The following is a 26,566-nucleotide window of genomic DNA, read 5'->3' on the forward strand; positions in this document are numbered from 1 at the left end:
TTGAAGCCTCAAAATTAAGCTCTTCCGCCTTTTCGCACACTCCCCATTTGTCGGTATATTGCATTTGCGAAATACCGAATCATACCGATAGGAGTGCGCGGTTTCTTGTTCTATTTTTGCGCCGTTATCCTTTCGTGTGATTCCGATATGACGCATATCTATAAAGGTGTTTGTATTCTGTTGTGCATGCTGACGGTTACGGGCCGTATCGCGGGACAGCAGCGCGCTGCCGCGGTGCGGCTCGGCGGTTCGGTGACCGACGAGCAGGGGCGGCCCGTGGTCGGAGCCAACATCGTCGCCTACGACGCCGGGCGCAAGCCGCACGGCACGGTGGCCGACGCCGCGGGCCGCTTCGTCTTCGACTGTCCGGCCGGGGCTTCGGAATTCCGTGTCCGCATGCTGGGCTACCGCGAGCGGGTGGTGAAGATCGTCGCCGGAAAGAGTTCCTACGACGTTCGCCTGACGGAGAGTTCCGAGAACGTCGCCGATGTCGTGGTCACCGGCTATGTGGACAAGAAAAAGGAGAGCTACACGGGCGCCACGCACGTCATACGCCGGGAGGAGATCGAAGCTCTGGTGCACACCAACGTGCTGAACATCATTCAGCTGCGCACGCCGGGGTTCGAAATCTTCGACGACATCGCCAACGGCTCCGACCCCAATAAGGTTCCCGATATGGTGCTGCGCGGCCGCAGCAGTTTCATCGAGGGCGACCGGACCAATGTCCCGCTTTTCATCCTCGACGGGACGGAGGTGGACATCTCCTATGTTTTCGATATGCCTTCGGACGACATCGAGTCGATCTCGGTGCTGAAAGATGCCGCGGCGACTTCGTTCTACGGCTCGAAAGCCGCCAACGGGGTGGTGGTCATCACCACGCGCCCGACGCAGGCCGGGCGGCTGCAAGTCAGCTACACCGGGAACTTTCAGGTCAGCGTTCCCGATTTGTCGGACTACCGCCTGCTCGATGCGCACGAGAAGCTCGAATACGAACGGCAGGCGGGTGTCTACGGCGATTTCTCGGGGAGCAGCAGCAGCGATGTCGAGCGGCAGAAGCAGTATTACGAGCGGCTCGCACGGGCCAATGCCGGAGTCAACACCGACTGGAAGCGGATGGCCCTGCGCACGGGATTCAACCACATCCACAACCTGATGCTTTCGGGCGGCAGCCAGGATTTCCGCTATAACGTTTCGGGCAGCTGCAACTCCACGACGGGTGTCATGGAGAAGTCGGACAAGGAGGTGGCGTCGCTGCGCATCAACCTTACCTACGGCGACATGAACAGGCTCTTTTTCCAGAACATCGCTTCGCTGAGCCGCAACGCCTCGGACGACGTGCCTTACGGGAGCTTCTCGGACTATGTTCGGCTCAACCCTTACGACAGCCCCTACAATGCAGACGGATCGCTGAATAACGACCTGGCGTTCTACGCCGCCAATCCGCTTTACGAAAAGAACCTGAGCAGTTACATCAGAAGCCGTTCGGGCAGTTTCATCGACACGTTCCGCATCCGCTGGACGATCCTCTCCTCGCTGCGCGTCGAAGCCTCCTTCTCCTACACGCAGACCAAAAGCGAGGGCGAAACCTTCTACTCTCCGCTTTCGAAACGCTTCTACGACAAGGATGCGGCCAAACGGGGCAGTTTCGACGTGTCGAACGGCACGGCCGTCACGCTTTCGGGCAATGCCTTCGTGGTCTTCAACAAGGGCTGGGGCTGCGATAATGCGAACCTGCTGAGTCTCACGGCGGGCGTCAACGTCGAGTCTGCGCAGTCCGAAAGTCATTCGTTCAGTGCGCTGGGTGTGCTCTCGGATAAGCTCGAACACCCCTCTATGGCTACGGGATTCGCCGAGAGCAGCCATCCCGGCGGCAGCGAGGACCGTTCGCGCATGCTGGGCTGCTACGTCAATGCCAACTACATCTGGGGCAACCGCTATTTCGTCGATCTCTCGTTCCGTTACGAAGGTTCTTCGAAATTCGGCGACGACAACAAATACGCTCCGTTCGGTGCGCTGGGCCTCGGCTGGAACCTCCACAAGGAGCGTTTCATGCGGGGCACCGCGGTCTCCCTGCTCAAACTGCGCGCCAGCATCGGCTATGTCGGCAATGCCGGATTCAGCCCCTATCAGGCGCAGCTGGCCTACCAGTACAGTTCGGATCTGCTCTATAACGGCAGCATCGGTGCCGTGCCGGTGTCGATGGTCAATCCCCGCCTGAAGTGGGAGCGCAGTCTCAAACGGAATTTCGGCGTCGATTTCGGGTTTTGGAACGACCGTGTGAACGGCAGCGCGGACATCTATTACGACACGACCAACGATCTGGTGATGACCATCGCCAAGCCCGATCACATCGGTTTCTCGAACGCCAAGGAGAACCTGGGCAAGATCCGCAACAGCGGCGTGGAACTGTCGCTGCGCGGCAATGTGCTTCGGCGCAGCCGTTCGAACCTGAATCTCTATCTCAACATGAGCCACAACCGGAACCGGATCGTGGAGATCAGCGACTACCTGAAAAACAAGAACAGGGAGAACGAGGAGAGTGCCGTTTCGTCGCTTCCGGCGGCTTTTTACGAGGAGGGCGAGTCGATGACGGCGCTCAAGGTAATGCGTTCGGCGGGAATCAATCCGGCGAACGGGCGCGAGGTTTTTATCCGCAGGGACGGTCAGCTGACCTACGAGTACGACTACCGCGAAAAGCAGGTCGTGGGCGATACGACGCCCAAAGTGCAGGGCTCGTTCGGATTTTCGTTCGGCTGGCGGGCGTTCGACCTCTCGGCGACGTTCGCCTACCGCCTCGGGGCCACGGTTTACAACCAGACCCTCGCCACGAAGGTCGAGGGAACGGACCCCACGGCCAACGCCGACCGCCGGGTGTTCTACGACCGCTGGAAGGCTCCCGGCGACCGGGCGCTCTACAAGAACATCGCCAGCCGGGAGACCACGCCTCCGACCGACCGGTTCGTCGCTGCGGAGTATGCCCTTGAAGGTTCGTCGCTCAAACTCTCCTATTCGCTGCCGGACAGCTTCTGCCGCCGTCTTCACCTGCGGCGCATCCGCGTGGCGGCCTCGACGGGCGATTTGTTCAATATCTCGACCATTCGCCGCGAACGCGGTCTGGACTATCCCTTTGCGCGCGTCTTCCAGGCGTCGCTGACCGTAAACCTCTGACCGATGAAAAAACGCATCGTACTCCTTTCCGCGCTTCTCCTCTCCTCGGGCCTCGTGTCGTGCGATTTTCTCGACATCGACACCCCGGGCATCGTGAATAAGGACAAAATGTTCGAGAACGAGCAGGGATTCATCGACGCCATGAACGGCGTCTACGCCTCGTTGGCCGACGGCGATCTCTACGGCGAACAGCTCTCGTTCGGCTTCGTCGATGAGATCGCACAGCTTTACTACAACGACTACGAGGCCAGCGAAACGGTGCTCAACCGCACGTACGACCTCAAATACCGCGACGAGGACGTGCGTGCGAAAGTCGATGCCGTCTGGTCGCGGGGCTACAACGTCATCGCCTCGGTGAACAGCGTGCTCGACAATGCCGCAGGGCGGGACTACGCGATTCTGCCCCGCATCCGCGGCGAGGCGCTGGCCATCCGGGCCTTCGTGCATTTCGACCTGCTGCGGCTCTTCGCTCCGAACATCGGGCGCGGCGATGAAAAGGCGATTCCCTATGTCGAGCACTTTTCGATCGACCCCGTTCGGCGGGGAACCGTGCGCGAGGTCTATGCACACATAGTCGGCGACCTGACCGAGGCCCACGAGCTGCTGCGGCAGGCCGGGCCCGTCGCAGGGCGCACGCCCGAAGAGCTCTACGTGACGCAGTATGCCGCCGCGGCCCTGCTGGCCCGCGTCTCGAACTGGGGCGGCGACCGCGAGACGGCCGAACGCTATGCCCTCGAAGCGCTGAAAGGCGGCTTCTCCTTCATCCGCGAGGAGCAGGTGAAAAACCTCTTCATGGGCTACACCGCCCGGACGGAGTGCATCTGGGGCCTGCACGCCCCCAAAATGTACCTCGACATCCGCAGCCGCCTCTATCCGACCCGGCTGACCGAGACCTTCAACATGGTGCGCGACAACTACCAGACGATTTTCCGGGTCTCCTCGTTCACCTCGGTCAACAACGACTACCGTTACCAAGCCTATTTCACCCGCACCAAGTGGGAGCATTCGGTCGTCACGCTGACCAAACTCTACGACAAGAACTACGACGAAGAGCAGACCGTGCCGAGCGGCCGCACGCCGGGCATCAATCTCGTGCGTCTGCCGGAACTCTTTTACATCCTCGCCGAATCGGTCTACGACCGCGATCCTGCGGCGGCGCTGGACTACCTGAACCGGGTCGTCACGGCCCGCGGCCTGCTGCCGCTCGAAGCCGGGGATATCGACACCCCCGGGAAGTTCCGCGACGAGCTGATCAACGAGATCACCAAGGAGTACTGGGGCGAGGGGCAGATCTTTTTCACCAACAAGCGCTTCTGGCTGGCGATGGAGGGCGTGAACGGCAAGCGTCACGCGGCCAGCGACGAGACCTATGTGCTGCCGCTGCCGGAAAGCGAAAATTCGGAAGGCATAAACTGACGACGATGAAGACAACCCGCACGATTCGACTCTTTTTCGCTGCCGCGGCGCTGCTTGCGGCGGCCTGCGGCTACAAGGAGAGTTTTCCCTATTCGGGCGACGACAGGATCAATTTTACCGCCGATTCGCTCTACTTCTCTTTCGGTGCGGAGCCCTTTTCGGTGACCGACACCACCTTGATCGTCGGGGTCGAGATCGTCGGCTCTCCGCGCGAATACGACCGGGAGTACCGCATTGCGCTCGATGCGGAGCATACGACGGCTCGCCAGGGAGATCATTACGACGCCCTCCGGGAGTTGTATACGCTGCCGGCGAACGCCTCTTCGGCGGGCGTTCCGGTGCATGTCCACCGCCTGAATCTCGACGACGAAACGGTCTATGCCGTGCGGCTGCAACTGGCCGAGACCGGGGATTTCCGGTTGGGCGTGGCTGAAAACCGGGCCGTCAAGGTCTGCTTCACCAACCGGCTCGACTGTCCCGGCTGGTGGAACGAACTCTCCAAGTGGCTCGGAGAGTACAATGTCCGCAAATACCAGAAATTCATAGAACTCTACGGCCGGCCGATCACCGACAAGGACATTGCGGAGAACCGGTACGGCATCCTGCGCGTTTTCAGGCAGGTGAAGGCGTATTTCGACGAGAATCCCGAATACGGGGTCCTCTTTCCCGATGTTGCATGGCCCGTCTGATCATATCGAACCGAATGTCTAACTCAAATAATTTGCACCATGAAAAAAATCTCTCTCCTGTTTCTGATCGCAGCCTTTGCGGGCTTTGTCTCCGTATCTTGCAGCGACGATCCCGAAGAAAAAGTCGTTCCGCCCGATGTCGAATCCGTGGCGGGCATCGAGCCGAGCTATGCCAAGGGCCAGCACGAATACCTCGAAATAACGCCCGACGTGTCGCTTTCGAACGACAACGAACAGGGCGTGACCTACGAGTGGAACATTGATTACAAAGTTGTCGGAACCGAAAAGGCTCTATCGTACAAGTGCAGCGAGCTGGGCGATTTCAAGGGCTATTTCAAAGCCTCCAGCTCGACGGGCGCCAAGATCGTCGAATTCACGCTCCGCGTCTCCTCGCCCTACGACCGGGGACTGTTGCTGCTGAGCGAGACCTCCGAGGGTTCGATGCTCTCGTTCAAGCGTCTCGACGTGATGGAGACCCCGGTCAGCCCCTCGGCGTTCAAGGATAACAATCCCACACTCTCGCTGGGAAAGACTCCGCTGGCGCTCTGCTGGAAGGGCGAAGGCATCACCTCGCCGAATGCGGCGTCGCTGACCGACGAAGATTATGAAGTGGTGATCGGCACGGGCGATCCGACCACGGTCTATACGCTCGATTCGAACACGCTGGAAGTCAAGAATACGATCGTTTACGACGGAGCGGGCGAATTCCATCCCAACCGCATTCTTTGTCCGCTGGGCGTGCAGGAGGTCTTGTGGCAGGGAGCGCTCTACTTCGTCGGCGGAGGGCGCGATTACATCATGACCGGAGAGAAAACGTTCGTACTGCCCGAAGAGGACGAAAAACTGCCCGACGGGGCGCAGATCGCCGATCATACCTGCTCGCTGATAACCGAATACGACGACCGCGTGCGCGTCTATTTCAACAACAGCACCAAAAAGCTGCTCTATGTATCGGCCGTGTTCGGTCTCGAAGTGGAGGAGGGCAGCACGGTCTGCGATGTCGAACCGATGAACCTGATGGCCTGCGACGGCATGTATTACAATCAGCGTTACGATCCGGGACATGTGATGCTGGTGGGCTCGAACGGCAGCAGTGTGAAGGTGTTCCGTTTTGCGACATCGGTCGGTATTGCCGATACCGAGGAGAAACTCAGCGAGATAGATGCCACGGGGCATATCCTGCCGACCTCGGCCACGGGTGTCAACCCCGTCAAACCGATGCTCTATTACTCGCGCGGGGGCGACATCTACCGGCTCAACTACGACGGCGGCAATTTCGATGCTTCGCCCTATATCTCGCTGGGCGGCGATTTCGACGTGAAGCAGATCGTTTTCAACCCCTTCGATGCCAACACGGTCTATATCGCCGCGGATAATCTCGGCGAGGCGGGCGAGATGAAAGCCTCGGTGTTTGTCTACGACGTGTCGGACAACACCTCGGCCGAAAAACTCTTCGAAGGCCATCGGGCCGGCGGCTCGGTCAAACAGTTGATCTACAAGGGTAACGGCAAGGAATACGAGTCGATTCCCGAAAGCGGGCAGTCGGCGTTGAGAAAACTCTTCCGCTGATCAGGCCCGATCCTGTCATCGAATGCCGGAAGCTGACTCACCGTTACGGCAAACGGCTGATTTATGAAAACCCGAGTTTCGAGGTCCCGCCTGCGCGGGGCCTCGAACTTTTGGGTAGGGACAGCACGGGCAAGATCACGACTATCGACATTCAGGGCGCTTACCCGGGTCCGGAACCCCGGTCTGCTGGTGTTCGATGATTTTTCGATGGGGCTCGACCCCGGCTATCAACGTCTGTTCGTGGAGTGCCTGCGCGACTATGCCCGCGGCGAAGAGAAGCCTATTTTCCTTTCGCCGCCCCGATATGCTGCTGCCGTGGAACGCGTTGTTGGCCGTCTGCACATCCGGCGGGGATGCCAGAACTAATGCCGATTCCATGATGATGCGAACAAGCTCTGCATAAATCTCTTTTTTGAGGGCGCGAAGCTAATGTGTGCCGATCCGCTGAAAAGAGGTCGTTTTCTTTGTTATGTTGGATGATTCTTTATATCCAATCACGTTTATCTGATTTTTGCACTATCTTTATGGTCGGAATGATCGAATGCGTATGATGAAACGGAGTATAGGGACCTTATGCCTTGCCATGATATGCGCTGGTCCGCCCGCCCTCTGTGCGCAAGAGTTGTCCGGAGGAGTTTCGGCCGTGACCGTGAGCGTCGGCGCAGACGAGGCTTCGTCGTTCGGCATCGGGATGATCGGACTGATCAACACGACCTCGCCGTGGCCCGTATTCCCGATGCTGGTCTACCGGCATCGTTTCGATAAGAGATGGTCGATGGAGATCATGCCGCCGCAGTTCCGCCTGACTTGTGCTGTGAACCCGTCCAACCGGATTACGGCCGGGCTGGCCATCGACGGCGACCGCTTCTATGTCACGCCCCGCAATCCGCAGCTGCCGAAGGTCTGTCTGTACAGCAAAAAGCCTTATGCGGTCGGAATTGAAATTGAATAAAGTTCACTCGATTGCCCCGTCAAATCGGGATCAGGTTAATTTTGTACCAGGTATGGAACGCCGAAAGTGTTGCTCCCTTTAGAGAATGCTAAAATTAGTTGTTTTTATGGAAAAACCGAAACGTATTGTCACCAAGATCGGGAATGTGTTCTGTGTGCAGATCAGCCCGCATGAAAAGAAATATTTCCAATACATTGCCAATGATATGTTACAATTGAACAGCAGCGTTATAAGAGTTTTCGAACGCACTTATCCGACTGATCAAGAGCCCAAACTGACCGATGTGGTGCAGGGGGAGGTTGAATTCTATGCGCATACGGTACTGAGTTGGGGTATTCGTTTGGAGAAATGGACAAAAGTAGGTAAAGTTCCCTTTGAAGAACCGGTTATTGATGTCTGGTTTATGAATTGGTGTAGTGATGATATGACTAATATCCCAATCCGTTTACATATTTCGCCGCAAAAAAGATGGCGTATTTGGCGTATTGGAGATGCAGACTTTTCGTATGTTGAAAATGAAGCCTTTTCATACGATGGTTATGACCTTCATGTCCATAGCCCACTATTTAAGAATGAAAAATATCTTGAGGTGGGAAGCGTGATACCTGCGGTCGATATTGTTCATCGTATGCAGACCGGACGATATTATTACAAGAGACTCTGGCCACGGATGGATAAGGATGAATAAAATCCTATCTTTTTGATAATAATATATATTAGGGCTTACCCGGACCCATGACAAGATGTTCATTGTGAAATGAAATATTGAAGGAAGCCGACAGCAAACATCCGATCTGACGAACGCAAACTACATATAAATCTGCGATCTTTGCTTTGTGTATGTATCAGATATGAAAAATACAAAACCAACACCCAATTTCACATTTTCGGATGTAAAATTGGGTGTCGATTTTATAAAAGATTGATTTTCAATCTTCCTTGCGGTGCGTAGGGGACTCGAACCCCTGACCCCGTGCGTGACAGGCACGTATTCTAACCAGCTGAACTAACGCACCATTCCGGTTATTGCGAGTGCAAAGATAATGGAATTTTTTGAATCGGCAAATGCTTTTACGGCTTTTTGAAGAAAGAAAATTGCACGCTTCCGTAACTCCTTAATTGCCAGAACTCGGGATAAGCCGAAAAATCCATTTTTTTCGAGTGCTCGAAAATGAGGATGCCGCCCGGACGCAGCAGATCGCCTTCAAGGACCAGTTTCACGACCTGTTCGCTGCCTTCCAGATCATAGGGGGCGTCCGAAAAAATGATGTCGAACTGCTTCGGACAGCTTTTCAGGTAGAGGAACACATTGGCTTTCACCGGGTAGAAATTCCCGATTCCCAACTGTGCGGCGGTTTGCCGGATGAAATTGTAGTGGACGGCGTTGATCTCCACTGAAGTGACGCTCCGCGCCCCGCGCGATGCGAATTCGTAGCTGATCGACCCGGTGCCGGCGAAAAGGTCGAGCACGTCGCACCCTTCGAAATCCACCAGGTTGCCCAATACGTTGAAGAGGTTCTCTTTGGCGAAATCGGTCGTCGGCCGCGCCCGCAGGTTTCGGGGCGGATTGATCGCCCGGCCCTTGTATTTTCCGCTTACTATTCGCATGTCGCTTGTTTGAAACGTTTTCCCAGCAGTCTGCGGGCCGCCTTGGGGGAGTCGCCCGCGATGCGCAGTTCGAACCCCGCAAGCGGGAAACAGCCGTTCAGCCGCTCGAAGAAGTAGGCGAGGTCGGCATCCGACCTCGCGGGAACCACCTCGGCCAGTTGCAGGGCCCCGTCGTCGTATACCTTTATATATAACAGTTCCGCGCGGCGGCACATCCATACGGTTTTGGTCGCATCGTGCGGCGTATGGAGCAACGGGGTGGTGAACCGGGCCCGGTCGCCGAGTTTTTCCTCGATCTGCCGCAGGATTTCGCGGTTAATTGCCGCGACGGCCGCATATTCCTCTTCCCGGCCACAGCATACGGCGCATTCGTCCGCTGCCGGGGGCATCCCGTTCGCCGCGAGCAGCTCGGCGGCGTGTTTTTCGTCGAACAACTCTGCGGGGACGAGCATCGTGCGGGGAAGCAGCAGTTCGACCTGCACGGCCGTGCGGTCCGCAGGGATGTCCGACAGCGCAGGGACCGAAAAAGAGTGTCCATCCAACGAGCGCTGAATGGACACCGTATAGCCTGCCTGCGGCGTGTTACTCCCAGTTACCGGCCTCATTGTTTCCGGAATCCATCGAGCCGAACTTGACACCGGCATAGCGGTTGAAGTTGTTCTCCTCGTCGTCGATCAGGTTGATGACCTCCTGACGGTAGGTGACCGTGTCGAGGAACATCTTGTAGGGGGCGCGGCACTCCACGACCGGGACTACGACCTTGGACTCGGTCGTGATGACGCCGGCTTCCATGATGAACTCCGCCTTCTTGTCGGTTCCGGGGATGTAACGGAAATTCTCGACATCCTCGCGGCTCACCTTCTTGGGAGCGAAAATGGTGTCGATCACGGCTACCTTGAACTTCTCGATGTTCTTCTTGCCCGATTTCTTCAGCATGGCCATTGCCACCGAGTCGTCCTCGTCCACGATCTTGCGCTCCATTTCGAGCGTGTCGGTGAGTACGAAAGCGGTCAGCGAGTCGAAGCTGCCGGTGAAGTGCTGGTATTTCGACTTGAATGCGCGCTGTGCGGTACGGATGTCCTTGATGCGGTCGATAACCTGTGCCTTCTTCGTCTTCATTTCCTGATCGAAACGAATCGGGGTGGAGATCTGGACGTAGATAACGTAGATCAGGCCCACGATAGCTACGGCAAGAATGATTTGAACGAGTTTTTTCATTTTAATAGATATTTGTTATTAATTTTGCACTAAATTAAAAACCGACGCATGCTCAGCACACGTATCGCGACCCAAATTTACGCTAAAATTTGTTTCGAAACAACTCCCGGGCAAAAAAAAATCATAGAAAAGTTGTCCGAATATCTTGCAGACGACGATTTTTCGAGGATTTTCGTGCTGAACGGTTATGCGGGCACCGGAAAAACGACGCTCATCGGGGCTTTGGTCGGGGCGCTTAAAGATTTGGGAATCAAATCCGTGCTGCTGGCGCCCACGGGGCGGGCCGCCAAAGTGCTGGCCCAATACGCTCAGGAAAAGGCTTTTACCATCCACAAACGCATCTACCGCCAGCGCACGAACGCCGATTACGAATCGAAATTCTCGCTCGATTTCAACCGGGAGTGCGGGGCGGTGTTCATCGTTGACGAGGCTTCGATGCTCTCCGATGCGTCGGGCGGCGGGGCGGTTTTCGGCAGCGGATCGCTGCTTTCGGACCTGGTGGAGTATGTCCGCAGCGGCCGCGGGTGCCGGCTGGTGCTGGTCGGCGACAGCGCCCAGCTGCCGCCCGTGGGGGCCGATTTCAGCCCGGCGCTCGATCCCGCGTCGATGGACGCCTACGGCGACATCATTTACGGCACGATGGACGAAGTGGTGCGGCAGGAGGCGCAGTCGGGCATCCTGTTCAACGCCACGGTGGTGCGCTGTATGCTGGAAAACGGCCTTTACGAGATTCCCCGCTTCCGGCTCGGCTTCCCGGATGTCGAGCGGATCGAGGGCGGCGAGTTCCTCGAAAAATTGCAGGACTGCTACGCCCTTTACGGCCGCGACGAAACGATCGTCGTCACGCGGTCGAACAAGCGCGCCAACCGCTACAACGAGGGGATCCGGCGCAACGTGCTCTGCGCCGAGGAGGAGATCGAGAGCGGCGATATGCTGATGGTCGTCAAGAACAACTACTATTTTCCCGAACATACGGAGGATTGTCCGATGAACTTCATCGCCAACGGCGACATCGCGCGGCTGAAGCGCCTGCGCCGCTTCGAGGATTTCTATGGCTTCCGCTTCGCCAACGCCGTGCTCGAATTTCCCGACTACGACGGCGCGGAGATCGAGTGCAAGATACTTCTGGACACGATCGCTTCGGAATCCCCGTCGCTCACGCGCGAAGAGTCCACGCGCCTTTTCTACGAGGTCGAGAAGGACTACCTCGACATCAAGAGCAAGCTCAAGCGCTTCAAGGAAATCCGTGAGAATCCGCATTTCAACGCCGTTCAGGTGAAGTTCTCCTACGCCGTCACGTGCCACAAGGCGCAGGGCGGCCAATGGCGGGCGGTCTTCATCGACCGCTGCCTGTTCGGCGACGAACCGATGACGCGCGACATGCTCCGCTGGCTCTACACGGCGCTGACGCGCGCCACCGATAAATTATATCTTGTAAATTTCGACGACCAATTCTATGAATAGCGAACAGCATCCCCTCGAACCCTTCCTGCCCGAAAATGCCCGCCTGCTGATGCTGGGCAGCTTCCCGCCCAAGCGCATCCGCTGGTCGATGGAGTTCTTCTATCCCAATCTGCAAAACGACATGTGGCGCATCGTGGGCTACTTGGCCGCGGGCGACAAGACGCACTTTCTGGAGCCCGGCGGACGGCGTTTCGACAAGGAGCGCATCGAGGCGTTCTGCCGCGAGCGGGGTATTGCGCTCTACGATACGGCAGTAGAGGTTATCCGACTGAAAGACAACGCTTCGGATAATTTTCTTCAAGTGGTGCGCGAAGTGGATCTCGCAGCCCTGCTGGCCCGTATTCCCGCCTGCGGGAACATCGTCACCACGGGGCAGAAAGCCACCGACACGCTGCGCGCCGTCACGGGCTGCGACGAGCCCGCAGTGGGCGGGTGGGTGCCCATGCACTTTGCCGGACGCGACCTGAAACTGTGGCGCATGCCCTCCTCGTCGCGGGCTTATCCGCGGCCGGTGGAGTGGAAAGCCGGGTTTTACCGGAAAGTCTTCGCCGAAAGCGGGATCATCTGACGCTGCTGCCGGAAAAACAGCCGGAAAAAGCGAAAAAAAATTGAGTTCCGGCTTTGCACGGCATCCAAAAAAGGGCTATCTTTGATGGCGTAACGATGCTTTTATATGCCGGGCGGTTTTACGGCTCCGCTGGCAATCGGCTATTGCAAAGGTCCGATTTTTTTGTATCTTTGCCGTATAATTTATACAATTTTTTATTTTGGCCTCAGACAAGAAAATCGACAAAAAATATGTCGAGACGCCCCTGATGAAGCAGTATTATGCCATCAAGGCGGTGCATCCCGACGCCATACTGCTGTTCCGCGTAGGCGACTTTTACGAGACCTTCGGCGACGACGCGATCAAGGCCAGCGGCATCCTGGGCATCACGCTCACGCGCCGCGCCAACGGATCGGCGACGTACGTCGAGCTGGCGGGATTTCCCTACCATGCCATCGACACCTATCTGCCCAAGCTGGTGCGGGCCGGCGAGCGCGTGGCCATCTGCGAGCAGTTGGAGGACCCCAAGCTGGTGAAGGGGCTCGTCAAGCGCGGCGTCATCGAGCTGGTGACCCCGGGCATCGTGCTGGGGGACAACATCCTGGCCAACAAGGAGAACAACTTCATCGCGTCGGTCTATTTCGGCCGGCAGATCACGGGCGTGGCTTTTCTGGACATTTCCACGGGCGAATTCTACGTGGCCGAAGGCTCGGACAGCTACGTCGATAAGCTGATTTCGAATCTCCAGCCCAAGGAGGTGGTCTATCAGCGCGGCTATGAGGACCGTTTCTCCGGTTCGTTCGGCTCGAAACTCTACACCTACCGCCTCGACGAATGGGTCTTTTCGGAGGAGGTCAACCGCGAGAAACTCTGCAAGCAGTTCGGGACCAAATCGCTGAAAGGCTTCGGCGTGGAGCAGTTCACCAGCGGCATTTCGGCCGCCGGGGCCATTCTCTACTACCTCGAATTCACCGAGCACCGCGAGACGGGGCACATCGCCTCCATCGCCCGCATCGACCAGGACGACTACGTGTGGGTCGATAAGTTCACGATCCGCAACCTGGAGCTTTTTTCGTCGAACGGCGCACGCGAGAAATGCAGTTTCGCCGAAGTGATCGACCGCACGCTGACACCGATGGGCGGACGCCTGCTGAAACGCTGGATCGCCATGCCGATCAAGGACCCGGTGCGGATCAACGAACGGCTGGACGTGGTGGAACGCTTCATCAAGGATGCCGACCTCGCTGACGTTATCCGCGAGCAGGTAGCGCTGGTGGGCGACCTCGAACGCATTGCGGGCCGTATCGCGGCCCAGCGGGTCACGCCGCGCGAACTGGTACAGCTTAAAAACTCGCTGGGGGCCATCGACACCCTTAAAGCCGCTCTGGAATCCACCGACGACGACCGCCTGCACGCGCTGGCGGGACAGATCGACCCGCTGGCGGAGGTCCGCGAACGCATTGCCCGCGAGATCTATCCCGATCCGCAGAATAATCAGATACAGAAGGGCGGCGTGATTGCCGACGGGGTCGATCCCGAGCTGGACGACCTGCGGCGCATCGCGCTCCACGGCAAAGATTACCTTTCGCGCATTCAGCAGCGCGAAAGCGAGGCCACGGGCATCCCGTCGCTGAAGATCAGCTACAACAACGTCTTCGGTTACTATATCGAGGTCCGCAACGCCCACAAGGAGAAAGTCCCTGCGACGTGGATTCGCAAGCAGACCCTCGCCAATGCCGAACGTTACATCACCGAGGAGCTCAAGGAGTACGAGGAGAAGATCCTCGGCGCCGAAGAGAAGATGCTCGTGCTCGAACAGCGCATCTATGCCGAGATCATGGCGTTCATTTGCGGTTCGCTGGCACCGATGCTGCGCGACGCGGCCGTGGTGGCGCGCATCGACTGCCTGCAATCCTTCGCTCGGCTGGCCTGCGAGCGGCGTTACGTGCGTCCGGTGCTCGACGACGGCAAGCGCATCGACATCCGGCAGGGCCGCCACCCGGTGATCGAGACCCTGATGCCCGTGGGGGAGGAGTACATTCCCAACGACGTGATGCTCGACGACAAGCAGCAGCAGATCATGATGATAACCGGTCCCAACATGTCGGGTAAGTCGGCGTTGCTGCGTCAGACGGCGCTCATTATCCTGATGGCCCAGATGGGTTGTTACGTACCCGCGAAATCGGCCCATATCGGCGTCGTGGACAAGATTTTCACCCGCGTCGGGGCTTCGGACAACATCTCGCAGGGCGAATCGACCTTCATGGTCGAGATGCTCGAATCGGCCAGCATCCTGAACAACATCTCCGACCGCAGTATCGTGCTGCTGGACGAGATCGGGCGCGGAACCTCGACCTACGACGGCATTTCGATCGCCTGGGCGATGGTCGAGTATCTGCACAACCATCCGACGGCGCACGCCAAGACCCTCTTCGCCACGCACTACCACGAGTTGAACGAGATGGAGCAGATGTGCCCGCGGGTGAAGAACTACCACGTTTCGGTCAAGGAGATCGGCAACCAGATCGTCTTCCTGCGCAAGCTGGAGCGCGGCGGCACGGAACATTCGTTCGGTATTCACGTGGCCCGCATGGCCGGTATGCCGATGTCGGTCGTTTCGAGAGCCGACGAAATTCTGCGCAACCTCGAACTGGTCTACGGCAACAACGAGATCGTGCCGAGCCGCAGTCTGAAGGAGCGGGGACGCAAATCGGCGGCGCAGGCCGTGAAGGAGGCAGCCGAGAGCACCGGACCTCAGAACATGCAGTTGTCGATGTTCCAGCTGGACGACCCCGTGCTAGTGCAGATTCGCGATCAGATCAAGGGCCTCGACATTAATTCGCTGACACCGATCGAGGCATTGAACAAACTCAACGAAATCAAGAAGATAACCGGCATCTAACGAAGCGATGCTTGAGGTAGGATATGCAACGAGCCCCGGACTTCTCGAAAAGAGGTCCGGGGCTCGTTGTATGTCAAACAATCGCCGTATAAATGATAAACGAGCGGCAATATATACATTGCCGCTCGTTTATCGCTAAATTAGAAATCTATTTTTTCGTGTATGTCTCTTTGTTGTAATATTCATAGCTGTATTCCGGTTGTATTTTATGAGTGACTAAAACCAATACCGAGGATGATATATTTTCTACGGAATAAATATGCATATCCCCGGCATCCACATATTCAACGGCCAAAGTTCTGCCCGTCGTATTGTATTCCCATTTTATAAAGGCAGTCGAACTGTATTCTTCATCAGAATGTTCGTAATAGGTATACTTTCCCGTATTATCACAATTGAAAACATAAGTGGCATCGAAGTCATCCGATTTATTCCACTCTTCTTTATTATCTCCGCTTATTTCATATCCCTCCTGCTTGGTCAGTTCCCATTTTCCAACGAGAGCGCTTTTGTCATTGCAACCATTATCGTCAGATGAAGAACATGCTGACATAAAAACGGCGAGTACAATAAATAGTAATTTTTTCATATAAAATTCAGTTTTAATTTATGCTTCTATTTTTATAGCCCCAATCCGCTGTTGTAAGACAAATAAAAAGCGCGGGCTAAATTGCCATATCTGGTATCTGCGGTCTTGGACTACCTACATCCCCGAATAATGGAACAAAGCCCACGCAAAATGAATGCGTGAGCGTCGCTTTATTCCACGGGGATAATGTGAAAGTGTCCAAGTTTCAGATACCCGAAATGAGCTAACGCTTTTATTTATATGTCTTCTAAACTTTATCTATCCATAGGCATATTCAGATTTCACGTCAAAAGTACAAATTTTTCAATTCTGATATTTGTTTGTCGCCTTAGATCTTCAAAAAGAGATTATGTTAAAGACTGTTGTGTTATTCTATTCAGTCTCATCATCTCTTTATGGTCTCTTTTTTACATCCTCTCTAACAGCTCTATTTACGCTCGATCAGCGAGCGGATGTTCTGTATCAGCATCGTGACGGCCACCGAATTGAAGCCGCCTTCGGGAATGATGACATCGGCGTATTTCTTCGACGGCTCGACGAATTCGTCGTGCATCGGCTTCACGGTCGAGGTGTACTGCGTGATGACCGACTGCATCGTCCGTCCGCGTTCGCAGACATCGCGCAGAATACGCCGCGCCAGCCGGATGTCGGCATCGGTGTCCACATAAACCTTGATGTCCATCAGTTCGCGCAGCTCGCGGTTCTCGAAAATCAGGATGCCGTCAACGATAATCACCTTCGAGGGTTTCACGCAGACGGTTTCGCCGGTGCGGTCGTGGTCCACGAACGAGTAGACCGGATGTTCGATGGGCACGTTGTTTTTCAGCGCCTTGATATGCTCCACCAGCATCTCCGTGTCGAAAGCCTGCGGATGGTCGTAGTTGAGCTTTGTGCGCTCCTCGTAGGTGAGTTCCGGATGCGCCTTGTAATAGTAGTCGTGGCAGAGCGTCACAACGTCATCACCCACGAATGCCTCTTGCAACCGTTTGACGAGCGTTGACTTCCCCGAGCCTGTGCCACCGGCGACTCCGATTACCGTTACGTTCATTGTGTCAGAATTTTAGGCTAACTATATAAAGAAAAGGATCACCCATACGGGGCAATCCTTTTCCATGTTTGTCGCTTATGCGTCGATGTTCGCGTAGTGCGCGTTTTTCTCGATGAATTCGCGGCGGGGCGGAACCTCGTCGCCCATCAGCATCGAGAAGATGCGGTCGGCTTCGGCGGCGTTCTCGATGTTCACCTGACGCAGGATGCGCGTATCGGGATTCATCGTCGTCTCCCACAGCTGGTGGGCGTTCATCTCGCCGAGACCTTTGTAACGCTGTACGTGCGATCCCTTGCCGAATTCGGCCGTGATGTCGTCGCGCTCCTTCTCGGTCCAGCAGTAACGCTCCTGCTTGCCCTTCTTCACGAGGTAGAGCGGCGGGGTGGCGATATAGACGTGGCCGTTCTCGATCAGCTCCTTCATCTTGCGGAAGAAGAATGTCAGCATCAGCGTGGCGATGTGGCTTCCGTCAACGTCGGCATCGGTCATGATGATGATCTTGTTGTAGCGCAGCTTTTCGAGATTCAGGGCTTTCGAGTCCTCCTCGGTGCCGATCGTCACGCCGAGGGCCGTGAACATGTTCTTGATCTCCTCGTTCTCCCACATGCGGTGTTCCTGAGCCTTCTCGATGTTCAGAATCTTACCGCGCAGCGGCATGATAGCCTGGAAGTTGCGGTCACGGCCCGATTTGGCCGTACCGCCTGCCGAGTCACCCTCGACGAAGAAGATCTCGGCGATCGAGCGGTCGCGGCTCGAACAGTCGGCCAGCTTGCCCGGAAGTCCCGCCCCCGACAGCACGGTCTTGCGCTGCACCAGTTCGCGGGCGTGGCGTGCGGCATGGCGCGCCGTGGCGGCCAAAATCACCTTCTGCACGATGGCTTTGGCGTCCTTGGGGTTCTCTTCGAGATACTGTCCCAGCGCCGAGGCCATGGCCTGATCGACGGCGGCCGAAACCTCGTCGTTGCCCAGTTTGGTCTTGGTCTGTCCCTCGAACTGCGGCTCCTGCACCTTCACCGATACGACGGCCGTAAGTCCCTCGCGGAAGTCATCGCCGTTGATGTCGAACTTCAGTTTGGCGAGCATGCCCGAATCCTCGGCGTATTTTTTGAGCGTGCGGGTCAGCGCACGGCGGAATCCCGTCAGGTGCGTACCGCCCTCGATGGTGTTGATGTTATTTACATAGGAGTGGACGTTCTCCGAGAACGAATCGTTGTACTGCATGGCCACCTCCACCGGAACGCCGTTCTTCTCCGTGTCGAGGTAGATGATCTGGTCGATGATCGGGGTGCCGCGCGTGGCGTCGAGGTACTTCACGAACTCTTTCAGACCCTCTTCCGAATAGAAATGATCCTCGCGCGTCTTGCCCTCCTCGTCGGGACGTTTGTCGTAGAGGTTCAGACTGATGCCCTTGTTCAGGAACGCCAGTTCGCGCAGACGGTTGGCCAGAATCTCGTATTTGTATTCGGTGGTATGGGTGAAGATCGAGCCGTCGGGCTTGAAGGTGATGATCGTACCGCGGTCCGTACATTCGCCGACCACCTCGACCTGCGAGGTCGGGGCGCCCTTGCTGTACGTCTGGCGGTAGATTTTGCCGTCGCGGCTGTGAATCTCGGCGATCAGCAGCGTCGAAAGCGCGTTCACGCAGGATACGCCCACGCCGTGAAGGCCGCCCGAAACCTTGTAGCTGCCCTTGTCGAACTTACCGCCGGCGTGGAGCACCGTCAGCACCACTTCGAGCGCCGATTTGCCCTCCTTCTCGTGGTAGTCGGTCGGAATGCCGCGGCCGTTGTCCTTGACGGTGATCGAGTTGTCCTCGTTGATCGTCACGTCGATGTCGGTGCAGTAGCCTGCCAGCGCCTCGTCGATCGAGTTGTCCACGACCTCATAAACCAGGTGGTGAAGACCCTTTTCGCCGATGTCGCCGATGTACATGGCAGGACGCTTGCGCACCGCTTCGAGGCCCTCGAGGACCTGGATGTTCGACGCGGAGTATTCTTCTTCTTGTTTTTTTACGTTTTCTAATTCGGTACTCATCGTAGTCTGTAAAATATCGTACAAATATACGAAATGTTTCCGGATAAAACAAGCGTCCGGAAAAGCCTTTGCATTCTATTTTTTCGTCTGTTTGTCCGCTTTGCGGATGCTACGCCAGTTCGGCTTTGAGGTCCACCTCGCGGATTTTGCCCTGCGCGAAGAGGACGGCCCGGGCGGGGTAGTTCTCGATCAGCGATGTGTTGTGCGTTGACATCACCACGGCGCAGCCCCGTTCGGCGATCTTCTGGAACAGCTGCATGATGCCGTCGGCCGTCACCGGGTCGAGGTTGCCCGTGGGCTCGTCGGCCAGCAGCACCTGCGGGTCGTTCAGCAGGGCGCGGGCGATCACCAGCCGCTGCTGCTCGCCGCCCGAGAGTTCGAAGGGCATCTTGTAGCTCTTGGCGCCGAGTTCCACCAGCCCCAGCACCTGGTCGATGCGTTCGCGGATCTCCTGCTCGCGCTTCCAGCCCGTGGCTTTCATCACGTAATAGAGATTCATGAAGACGTTGCGGTCGGTGAGCAGCTGATAATCTTGGAAGACGATCCCGATGCGGCGGCGCAGGTAGGGGATGTCCCGGCGGCGCAGTTTGCGGAGGTTGAAACCGGCGACGTATCCCTCGCCCGTGAGCAGCTGCATTTCGGCATAGAGGGTTTTGAGCAGGGAGCTTTTCCCGCTTCCGACCCGGCCGATCAGGTATACGAACTCACCCGGGGCGACCGAGAGGTTTATCTCCGAAAGAACCATCTCCCCGCGTCGCAGGAGTTTTTTTTCCGGACGGCTGCCGAAAGGATCGTCGGCGTGGTAAATCGCCGCGTCACGGAGTCGGACAACATATTTGTTATCTGTCTGCATGCTGATAAAAGTGTCGTTGCGACATCAAAGATAAGCAAAAAATCGTCCCCGCGAAGCACCCCGGGGCAAAAAAAGCACCATCGGAACTTCCGTACGCATTCGGTCCGGGAAAAAGGGCCGAATGCCGTTGTTAACGGGCGTTTTTGTCTACAAAACCGCGCGTTTTTATTTTGCAATTCCGACGGCGGATACCTATTTTTGTCTAAATATCTAAGGGAATCATAGATGAAAGAAAACGAGATACTGCGAGCGGTATTGCAAGATACCGGGACCGGCTGGTGGGAGGCGGATATGACGAGGCGGATATTTCACATGTCCGATTTTTTGCAGAGGCTGCTTCGGTATTCCACCCCGGAGGTAGGATTCGACGAAATGAAAAGTCTGATCCCGGAGGCTTATGCCGAAATATTCGGACCGGGGAATTGCCTGTTGCAGGATGCGCATACGCCCAAACGCGCCATTCCCCTGATCGCGCCCGACGGGCGCCGGCTGTGGCTGCAATGGAAGGTGCTCGGCCGGGAAACGACTCCCGACGGCCGTGACGTTATGACCGGCTATGTACAGCAGATCGAATTCGAACCGCCTTCGGAGAACGGACGCGACCGCGTCCGGATCGACAACCTGCTCTACCGGCTCAACAGTATTTCGCATACGCTGCTCGCGCTGCTGCACAGCGGCAGGACCCGGGACACGGTCAACAAAATCCTCTACGAGGTGCTCACGATGTTCCGCGGCGACAGGGCCTACATCATCGAGTTCGACTGGGAGCAGCGCACCCACAACTGCACCTACGAAGTGACGGCCGCGGGCGTTTCCTGCGAGCAGGAGCGGCTCAGTTCGCTTTCGATGGAGGATTTCCCGTGGTGGACGGAGCGAGTCACCAAGGGCAATTCCATCATTCTTTCCGACATCCGCGATCTGCCTCCCGAGGCGGCGGGCGAACACGGCCTGCTGGCGGCGCAGAAGATCAAATCGCTGCTTATCATGCCGCTGGCCTCGCGGGACAAGGTTTGGGGCTATGCCGGCATCGACATCGTTGACAGACGCCGCGAGTGGACCGACGAAGACTGCCAGTGGTTCGCATCGCTGGCCAACATCATCGGGCTGTGCCTCGATTTGCAGCGTTCCGAACAGGCGGCGCAGGCCGACCGGCTCTATCTGCAAAACCTCTATCGGCATATGCCGATGGGGTATCTCCGGATGAAGATGATCGGCGACGAAGCGGGCCGGCCGCGCGACTACCGGGTGATAGATACGAACGATGCCGCGGACAAGATGCTGAACCTTCCGCGCGAATTCTACGTCGGTCACCTGGCCTCGGAACTCGGCGGCGAGCTGGCTCCGGTGCTGGAAGACGCCTCGGAGGTGCTCCGGACAGGACGATACGTCGAGGGGCACATCGGTTTGGAGCGGGACGAAAAACTTTACCTCAATTACATCCTCTACTCTCCGTGCGCCGAGGAGGTCGTGGCCTTCTTCTCGGACCTGACCGAGGTGCACAAGGCCCACGAGGTGCTCTACCGCAACGAACGTTTCCTGCGCAATATTTTCGACAACATTCAGGTCGGGGTGGAGCTTTATGCCCCGGACGGCACGCTGATCGACATCAACAACAAGGACATGGAGATCTTCGGCGTGACCCGCGAAGAGGCTCTCGGGCTCAACTTCTTCGAGAATCCGCTCGTGCCGCAGGATGCGCGCGAGGGGGTGCGCGCCGGACTCGAACAAGCCTTCTATGTCAACTATCCCTTCGAACGGCTCAACGGTTATTACACCTCGTCCAAGACCGGCTTTTGGGAGATCTACACCACGGTCAACATGCTCTACGACATCGAAGGGAACATCTCCAACTTCATGCTGATAAACATCGACAACACCGAGATCAACCGCGCCCACACGCGGCTGGCGGAGTTCGAGAGTTCGTTCGCGCTGGTGAGCAAACTGGGCAAGATGGGCTTCTGCCGCTTCGACCTGTTGACGCGGGCCGGCAGCGGGGTGCCCCAATGGTACCGGAACCTCGGGGAGCGGCCCGATACGCCGCTCGACCGGATCATCGGCGTCTACGACCACGTCGATCCCGTCGATAGGGCGTCGATCCTCGAAAATATCGCCCGCGTCAAGGCCGGGACATCGGACAGCTTCAACCTCGACCTGCATATCCTGAACGACGACGGCACGGAGAAATGGACACGCATCAACGTGGTGCGCAATCCGATGAACAACGATCCGTCGAAGATCGAGATGGTCAGCGTCAACTACGACATCACGGAGCTGAAAATGACCGAACGGAACCTGATCGAGGCCAAGAACAAGGCCGAGGTCAGCGACCGGCTCAAATCGGCCTTTCTGGCCAATATGAGCCATGAAATACGCACGCCGCTGAACGCCATCGTGGGATTCTCGAATCTGCTGACCGAAACGGACGATCCCGAAGAGCGGCGCGACTACCTGCGCGTGGTCGAGGAGAACAACGACCTGCTGCTCACGCTGATATCCGACATTCTCGACCTTTCGAAGATCGAGGCCGGAACATTCGAGTTCAACTACGGACCGGTCGATGTGAACCAGATGTGCGAGGAGGTGGTGCGCTCGCTGAGCCTCAAAGTGCAGGGTCGTCCCGTCGAACTGCGCTTCGTCGGTCCCGGAAGCCCCTGCTTCATCCTGGGCGACAAAGGCCGCCTGACGCAGGTCATCACCAACTTCATCAACAACGCCGTCAAATTCACCGCCGAGGGCAGCATCACGCTGAGCTATGCGGTCGAAGGGACCAGCATACGCTTTGCGGTCGAGGATACCGGTTCGGGCATCGACAAAGAGCATCTGGACAATATCTTCGAACGCTTCGTCAAACTGAACAGCTTCGTGCAGGGCACGGGTCTCGGTCTGTCGATCTCGAAGTCGATCGTCGAACAGATGGGCGGACGGATCGGCGTCGAGTCGGAACCGGGCGAGGGAGCCTGTTTCTGGTTTACGGTGCCGATGGGGACTCCCGAGGCGCTTCCGGATTCCGACACGGCCTGTCCGCCCCGGATGACTGCGCAGCCGGCATCCCGCGGCGGACGCCGCCCCGTGCTGCTGATCGCCGAGGATACCGACAGCAACTACCTGCTGTTGTCGCTGATGCTCAGAAAGGAGTATGAAGTGATCCGCGCCGGCGACGGCGAGGAGGTCGTGCGGCTGTGCGAACAGATTCAGCCCGACGCCGTGCTGATGGATATTCAGATGCCCGTGATGGACGGCCTGAAAGCCACGCAGCAGATTCGCCGGAGCGGGAGCCGGGTGCCGATCATCGCCGTGACGGCCTACGCCTACGACCGCGACCGTCAGAAAGCCCTCGAAGCGGGATGCGACGAATACCTCGCCAAACCCCTCACGGGCGATACGCTGCGGCAGACGCTGCACAGACTGCTGGCGGGAGAATGAGCGGCCGGAGAGCGGAAATTTTCCGCCATGACCGATATTTCGGAAAAAAGCACTATCTTTGCATCGGTTTCCGATTGGCTTTGCGCCGGAAAAACCCGGGGGTGCCCGGTTTTGACAGCAGGCAGAGTTTGATTGTAAGCACGTCGAGCGCTGTGCGGCGGCTCGTTAATCCCGATGCTCGAACTACAAATGGCAATAACAGCCTTGCACTCGCTGCCTAATTTTCAAGGAAAATTGGCTTAATCACCGAAGCCCAGGCGCTTTGGCGACGAGTATCCCGAAGGGGCGTTCCGCTCTTTAACGGCTCTTCATACGGGGTATCATTCATTTAGAGATAGTGCGGCGGAGTGTTCCGGCCGTCGTGCGAAATTTTAGGAACTGGGCCCTGTGTTCGGTCGCTGCCTGCCAGGCACGGGGAGAAGGATCAAATGGCGGCTAAACGTGTAGAAAGCTTTCGGGTTCCCTGTTTGGACGCGGGTTCGACTCCCGCCACCTCCACGAAAAGACGAGCGATACCGCTCGTCTTTTTTTGCGGAGCCGATAGACGCTCCGGCCGGTGCGAAGGTTCTCCGGTCCGCCGCACGGAAGCCGCCGTCGAAGAAATGGGGAAAAGAGACGGAAAATTCGGCCGAAAAGTTTATCTTTGCGTTGCGAAACGCCCGGCGGGATGCCGATTCCGCAGGCGAAATGGATTCGATACCGTTTTTAATTACATACCTTTATGAAAAAGATACTGCTTCTGGGCTCGGGCGAACTGGGCAAGGAGTTCGTGATTGCGGCTCAGCGGCTGGGCCAGACCGTCGTGGCATGCGACAAATATGCGGGAGCTCCCGCGATGCAGGTGGCCGACGCCTTCGAGGTCTTCGACATGCTCGACGGCGACGCACTGGCGGCGGCGGTCGCCAAACACCGTCCCGATGTCATCGTTCCCGAAATCGAGGCTATCCGCACCGAACGTCTCTACGATTTCGAACGGGCCGGGGTGCAGGTGGCGCCGAGCGCCCGGGCCGTGAATTTCACGATGAACCGCAAGGCCATCCGCGACCTGGCGGCCAAGGAACTGGGACTGAAAACCGCCCGTTATTTCTATGCCACGTCGTTCGAGGAGTTGCAGCAGGCCGCCGAAAAGATCGGCTTCCCCTGCGTGGTGAAACCGCTGATGTCCTCCTCGGGCAAGGGTCAGTCGGTGGTGAAGGCTCCCGAAGAGCTGGAACAGGCATGGCGCTACGGCTGCGAAGGTTCGCGCGGCGACATCCGCGAACTGATCGTCGAGGAGTTCATCCGTTTCGACAGCGAAATCACGCTGCTGACCGTCACCCAGAAGAACGGCCCGACGCTGTTCTGCCCGCCGATCGGCCATGTGCAGAAGGGCGGCGACTACCGCGAGAGCTTCCAGTCTCCCGAGATCGCTCCCGAACACCTTGCCGAGGCGCAGCGCATGGCTGCGGCCGTCACCGAAGCGCTCACCGGCGCCGGGCTGTGGGGCGTGGAATTTTTCCTGAGCCACGACAACGGGGTCTATTTCTCCGAACTGTCGCCCCGTCCGCACGATACGGGCATGGTGACGCTGGCCGGAACGCAGAATCTCAACGAGTTCGAACTCCACCTGCGGGCCGTGCTGGGGATTCCGATCCCGGCCATTACGTTCGAGCGGCTGGGCGCCAGCGCCGTGATCCTCTCGCCCGTGGCGACGCAGACGCCGCATTACGAAGGCGTGGAGGAGGCCGTGGCCGACGATCCCCGCACCGACATCCGCATTTTCGGGAAGCCCGTGGCGCGCGTGAACCGCCGCATGGGCGTCGTCGTGGGCTACGAGCCGCTGGGCAGCGATCTCGACGCCCTGCGCGACCGCGTGAAGGCCGCCGCCGCGAAGGTGAAAGTGACGGAGTAGCGACCGGGCGTCCCGGCGCGAGGAGAGACAAGAACGACCCCAAAAACAGATAAGATGTCAGACGTTTCGGCAGCCGCATTTGCGGATACCAAACCGCATTATAACATTCTCGACGGACTGCGCGGCGTGGCCGCGTTGACGGTCGTGTGCTTTCATCTGTTCGAGGCTTATGCGACCAGCCACCTCGACCAGCGGATCAACCACGGCTACCTGGCCGTCGATTTCTTCTTCATCCTCTCGGGTTTCGTCATCGGCTACGCCTACGACGACCGTTGGACGAAGATGACGGTCGGGGAGTTCCTCAAACGGCGTTTCATCCGCCTGCACCCGATGGTCGTCATCGGCGCCCTGATCGGCGCCGTGATGTTCTATTTCCAGGGATGCTCCGTCTGGGACGTATCTACGGTGTCGGTCGGGGCGCTGCTCCTCGCCACGCTGATGAACGCTCTGCTGATTCCGGCGACCCCCGGGGCCGAAATCCGGGGCGTGGGGGAGATGTACCCGCTGAACGGCCCCAGCTGGTCGCTGTTCTTCGAATACATCGGCAACATCCTTTATGCCTTCTTCATCCGGCTGCTTCCGACCCGTGCGCTCGCCGTTCTGGTCCTGCTGACCGCCTGCGGACTGGCGGCATTCGCCGTCTGGGGACCGCTCGGCGACTTGTGCGTGGGGTTCGCGCTGACGGAGGAGAACATCCTCGGCGGTTCCCTGCGTCTGCTGTTCGCATTCCCGGCAGGTCTGCTGCTGGCACGGATATTCAGACCCGTAAAGATTAAAGGTGCGTTCTGGATCGGTGGTATCGCCATCGTCGCCATCTCCGCCGTGCCGCGCATCGGAGGCGGCGAGCACCTGTGGATGAACGGAATTTACGATGCCGTCTGCGCCATCGTCCTCTTCCCGGCGATCGTCTGGCTGGCGGCTTCGGGCAGGACCACCGACCGGATAACCACGCGGGTCTGCAAATTCCTGGGCGACATCTCCTATCCGCTCTATATGGTCCACTATCCCTTCATATACCTTTATTATGCGTGGGTCAAGAACGAAGAACTGACTTTCGCTGAGTCCCTGCCCGGCGCTGCGGCGCTGGTCGCGGGCTCGGTTCTGCTGGCATGGCTGTGTCTGAAACTCTACGACGAACCCGTCCGCCGCTTCCTGTCGAAGCACCTGCTGCGGACCGAAAAAAAGTGATACACAT

Annotated in this window: 19 protein-coding genes, 1 tRNA gene, 1 other RNA gene and 1 pseudogene; 14 read left to right on the forward strand and 8 right to left on the reverse strand. The window is 57.6% G+C overall.

What is annotated here, in order from left to right; all coding sequences use genetic code 11:
- The first annotated feature begins 186 nt into the window (after nucleotides 1–186).
- The 7 genes and pseudogenes from NQ519_RS14625 to NQ519_RS14655 all read left to right on the forward strand — a co-directional run bounded on the left by NQ519_RS14625 (nucleotide 187) and on the right by NQ519_RS14655 (nucleotide 8,482).
- A complete protein-coding gene (locus tag NQ519_RS14625; RefSeq protein ID WP_227901081.1) occupies nucleotides 187–3,168 on the forward strand; it encodes a SusC/RagA family TonB-linked outer membrane protein in 2,982 nt (993 codons plus the stop codon).
- A gap of 3 nt (nucleotides 3,169–3,171) precedes the next feature.
- A complete protein-coding gene (locus NQ519_RS14630) occupies nucleotides 3,172–4,584 on the forward strand; it encodes a RagB/SusD family nutrient uptake outer membrane protein (protein WP_019150413.1) in 1,413 nt (470 codons plus the stop codon).
- 5 nt (nucleotides 4,585–4,589) lie between these two features.
- Nucleotides 4,590–5,273: a DUF4843 domain-containing protein gene (locus NQ519_RS14635; RefSeq protein WP_019150412.1), complete on the forward strand. Its 684-nt coding sequence runs from the start codon at nucleotides 4,590–4,592 to the stop codon at nucleotides 5,271–5,273.
- A 39-nt stretch (nucleotides 5,274–5,312) separates the two neighbouring features.
- Entirely contained in the window at nucleotides 5,313–6,842 is a 1,530-nt protein-coding gene (locus NQ519_RS14640; protein ID WP_019150411.1) for a hypothetical protein, read from the forward strand.
- Nucleotides 6,842–7,136: pseudogene (locus NQ519_RS14645) on the forward strand (hypothetical protein); the annotation flags it as partial. The gene NQ519_RS14640 and the pseudogene NQ519_RS14645, both read left to right, overlap by 1 nt.
- Nucleotides 7,137–7,425: 289 nt before the next feature.
- Nucleotides 7,426–7,794 (forward strand): hypothetical protein, encoded by a 369-nt coding sequence (locus tag NQ519_RS14650; RefSeq protein ID WP_147513165.1) that lies wholly within the window; start codon nucleotides 7,426–7,428, stop codon nucleotides 7,792–7,794.
- A gap of 106 nt (nucleotides 7,795–7,900) precedes the next feature.
- The gene (locus tag NQ519_RS14655; protein ID WP_019150408.1) at nucleotides 7,901–8,482 is read left to right on the forward strand and encodes a hypothetical protein; all 582 of its coding nucleotides are present in this window, start codon (nucleotides 7,901–7,903) and stop codon (nucleotides 8,480–8,482) included.
- A gap of 254 nt (nucleotides 8,483–8,736) precedes the next feature.
- Here NQ519_RS14655 and NQ519_RS14660 read toward each other — a convergent pair.
- From NQ519_RS14660 to NQ519_RS14675, 4 genes are all read right to left on the reverse strand, one after another.
- Nucleotides 8,737–8,810 (reverse strand) — tRNA-Asp (locus NQ519_RS14660).
- A 55-nt stretch (nucleotides 8,811–8,865) separates the two neighbouring features.
- The gene (locus NQ519_RS14665) at nucleotides 8,866–9,402 is read right to left on the reverse strand and encodes an RsmD family RNA methyltransferase (RefSeq protein ID WP_019150407.1); all 537 of its coding nucleotides are present in this window, start codon (nucleotides 9,400–9,402) and stop codon (nucleotides 8,866–8,868) included.
- On the reverse strand, nucleotides 9,393–10,007 hold the full coding sequence (locus tag NQ519_RS14670) for a DUF3822 family protein (protein WP_227901080.1): 615 nt from the start codon (nucleotides 10,005–10,007) through the stop codon (nucleotides 9,393–9,395). Before NQ519_RS14670 ends, NQ519_RS14665 begins: the two co-directional genes overlap by 10 nt.
- Complete coding sequence (locus NQ519_RS14675) at nucleotides 9,985–10,620, reverse strand: hypothetical protein (RefSeq protein WP_019150405.1); 636 nt, start codon at nucleotides 10,618–10,620, stop codon at nucleotides 9,985–9,987. The genes NQ519_RS14670 and NQ519_RS14675 overlap by 23 nt, the downstream gene beginning before the upstream one ends.
- Before the next feature lie 48 nt (nucleotides 10,621–10,668).
- On the opposite strand from NQ519_RS14675, the gene NQ519_RS14680 reads away from it, so the two are divergent.
- The 3 genes from NQ519_RS14680 to mutS all read left to right on the forward strand — a co-directional run bounded on the left by NQ519_RS14680 (nucleotide 10,669) and on the right by mutS (nucleotide 15,533).
- Complete coding sequence (locus tag NQ519_RS14680; RefSeq protein ID WP_026076451.1) at nucleotides 10,669–12,084, forward strand: ATP-dependent DNA helicase; 1,416 nt, start codon at nucleotides 10,669–10,671, stop codon at nucleotides 12,082–12,084.
- Nucleotides 12,077–12,652 carry a uracil-DNA glycosylase family protein gene (locus tag NQ519_RS14685; protein ID WP_019150403.1) on the forward strand — a complete coding sequence of 192 codons (576 nt, stop codon included), beginning with the start codon at nucleotides 12,077–12,079 and terminating at the stop codon, nucleotides 12,650–12,652. The genes NQ519_RS14680 and NQ519_RS14685 overlap by 8 nt, the downstream gene beginning before the upstream one ends.
- A gap of 217 nt (nucleotides 12,653–12,869) precedes the next feature.
- Nucleotides 12,870–15,533: a DNA mismatch repair protein MutS gene (gene mutS, locus NQ519_RS14690; RefSeq protein WP_371173663.1), complete on the forward strand. Its 2,664-nt coding sequence runs from the start codon at nucleotides 12,870–12,872 to the stop codon at nucleotides 15,531–15,533.
- 148 nt (nucleotides 15,534–15,681) lie between these two features.
- Here the strand turns inward: mutS and NQ519_RS14695 are convergent, their stop codons facing one another.
- The 4 genes from NQ519_RS14695 to NQ519_RS14710 form a co-directional block, all read right to left on the reverse strand.
- On the reverse strand, nucleotides 15,682–16,122 hold the full coding sequence (locus tag NQ519_RS14695) for a hypothetical protein (RefSeq protein WP_147513164.1): 441 nt from the start codon (nucleotides 16,120–16,122) through the stop codon (nucleotides 15,682–15,684).
- 427 nt (nucleotides 16,123–16,549) lie between these two features.
- Nucleotides 16,550–17,170, reverse strand: coding sequence for a uridine kinase (gene udk / locus NQ519_RS14700; protein WP_019150400.1), 621 nt, complete (start codon nucleotides 17,168–17,170; stop codon nucleotides 16,550–16,552).
- 75 nt (nucleotides 17,171–17,245) lie between these two features.
- A complete protein-coding gene (gene gyrB, locus NQ519_RS14705) occupies nucleotides 17,246–19,204 on the reverse strand; it encodes a DNA topoisomerase (ATP-hydrolyzing) subunit B (protein WP_019150399.1) in 1,959 nt (652 codons plus the stop codon).
- A gap of 109 nt (nucleotides 19,205–19,313) precedes the next feature.
- Complete coding sequence (locus NQ519_RS14710; protein WP_019150398.1) at nucleotides 19,314–20,057, reverse strand: cell division ATP-binding protein FtsE; 744 nt, start codon at nucleotides 20,055–20,057, stop codon at nucleotides 19,314–19,316.
- Between the two features lie 225 nt (nucleotides 20,058–20,282).
- On the opposite strand from NQ519_RS14710, the gene NQ519_RS14715 reads away from it, so the two are divergent.
- From NQ519_RS14715 to NQ519_RS14730, 4 genes are all read left to right on the forward strand, one after another.
- The gene (locus NQ519_RS14715; protein ID WP_026076450.1) at nucleotides 20,283–23,480 is read left to right on the forward strand and encodes an ATP-binding protein; all 3,198 of its coding nucleotides are present in this window, start codon (nucleotides 20,283–20,285) and stop codon (nucleotides 23,478–23,480) included.
- 97 nt (nucleotides 23,481–23,577) lie between these two features.
- Nucleotides 23,578–23,981: a transfer-messenger RNA gene (ssrA, locus tag NQ519_RS14720) on the forward strand.
- A 220-nt stretch (nucleotides 23,982–24,201) separates the two neighbouring features.
- Nucleotides 24,202–25,371, forward strand: a complete 1,170-nt coding sequence (purT, locus tag NQ519_RS14725; RefSeq protein WP_019150396.1) for a formate-dependent phosphoribosylglycinamide formyltransferase — start codon at nucleotides 24,202–24,204, stop codon at nucleotides 25,369–25,371.
- 54 nt (nucleotides 25,372–25,425) lie between these two features.
- On the forward strand, nucleotides 25,426–26,559 hold the full coding sequence (locus tag NQ519_RS14730) for an acyltransferase family protein (RefSeq protein ID WP_019150395.1): 1,134 nt from the start codon (nucleotides 25,426–25,428) through the stop codon (nucleotides 26,557–26,559).
- Nucleotides 26,560–26,566 lie beyond the last annotated feature (7 nt).

The organism is Alistipes senegalensis JC50 (assembly GCF_025145645.1).
In the GTDB taxonomy this organism is placed as follows: domain Bacteria; phylum Bacteroidota; class Bacteroidia; order Bacteroidales; family Rikenellaceae; genus Alistipes; species Alistipes senegalensis.

Bases quoted from the DNA above. Each gene is read 5' to 3' on its own strand.
- NQ519_RS14625 (WP_227901081.1), top strand. From the start codon at position 187: ATGCTGACGGTTACGGGCCGTATCGCGGGACAGCAGCGCGCTGCCGCG.
- NQ519_RS14630 (WP_019150413.1), top strand. From the start codon at position 3,172: ATGAAAAAACGCATCGTACTCCTTTCCGCGCTTCTCCTCTCCTCGGGC.
- NQ519_RS14635 (WP_019150412.1), top strand. From the start codon at position 4,590: ATGAAGACAACCCGCACGATTCGACTCTTTTTCGCTGCCGCGGCGCTG.
- NQ519_RS14640 (WP_019150411.1), top strand. From the start codon at position 5,313: ATGAAAAAAATCTCTCTCCTGTTTCTGATCGCAGCCTTTGCGGGCTTT.
- NQ519_RS14650 (WP_147513165.1), top strand. From the start codon at position 7,426: ATGATATGCGCTGGTCCGCCCGCCCTCTGTGCGCAAGAGTTGTCCGGA.
- NQ519_RS14655 (WP_019150408.1), top strand. From the start codon at position 7,901: ATGGAAAAACCGAAACGTATTGTCACCAAGATCGGGAATGTGTTCTGT.
- NQ519_RS14665 (WP_019150407.1), bottom strand. From the start codon at position 9,402: ATGCGAATAGTAAGCGGAAAATACAAGGGCCGGGCGATCAATCCGCCC.
- NQ519_RS14670 (WP_227901080.1), bottom strand. From the start codon at position 10,007: ATGAGGCCGGTAACTGGGAGTAACACGCCGCAGGCAGGCTATACGGTG.
- NQ519_RS14675 (WP_019150405.1), bottom strand. From the start codon at position 10,620: ATGAAAAAACTCGTTCAAATCATTCTTGCCGTAGCTATCGTGGGCCTG.
- NQ519_RS14680 (WP_026076451.1), top strand. From the start codon at position 10,669: ATGCTCAGCACACGTATCGCGACCCAAATTTACGCTAAAATTTGTTTC.
- NQ519_RS14685 (WP_019150403.1), top strand. From the start codon at position 12,077: ATGAATAGCGAACAGCATCCCCTCGAACCCTTCCTGCCCGAAAATGCC.
- NQ519_RS14695 (WP_147513164.1), bottom strand. From the start codon at position 16,122: ATGAAAAAATTACTATTTATTGTACTCGCCGTTTTTATGTCAGCATGT.
- udk (WP_019150400.1), bottom strand. From the start codon at position 17,170: ATGAACGTAACGGTAATCGGAGTCGCCGGTGGCACAGGCTCGGGGAAG.
- gyrB (WP_019150399.1), bottom strand. From the start codon at position 19,204: ATGAGTACCGAATTAGAAAACGTAAAAAAACAAGAAGAAGAATACTCC.
- NQ519_RS14710 (WP_019150398.1), bottom strand. From the start codon at position 20,057: ATGCAGACAGATAACAAATATGTTGTCCGACTCCGTGACGCGGCGATT.
- NQ519_RS14715 (WP_026076450.1), top strand. From the start codon at position 20,283: ATGAAAGAAAACGAGATACTGCGAGCGGTATTGCAAGATACCGGGACC.
- purT (WP_019150396.1), top strand. From the start codon at position 24,202: ATGAAAAAGATACTGCTTCTGGGCTCGGGCGAACTGGGCAAGGAGTTC.
- NQ519_RS14730 (WP_019150395.1), top strand. From the start codon at position 25,426: ATGTCAGACGTTTCGGCAGCCGCATTTGCGGATACCAAACCGCATTAT.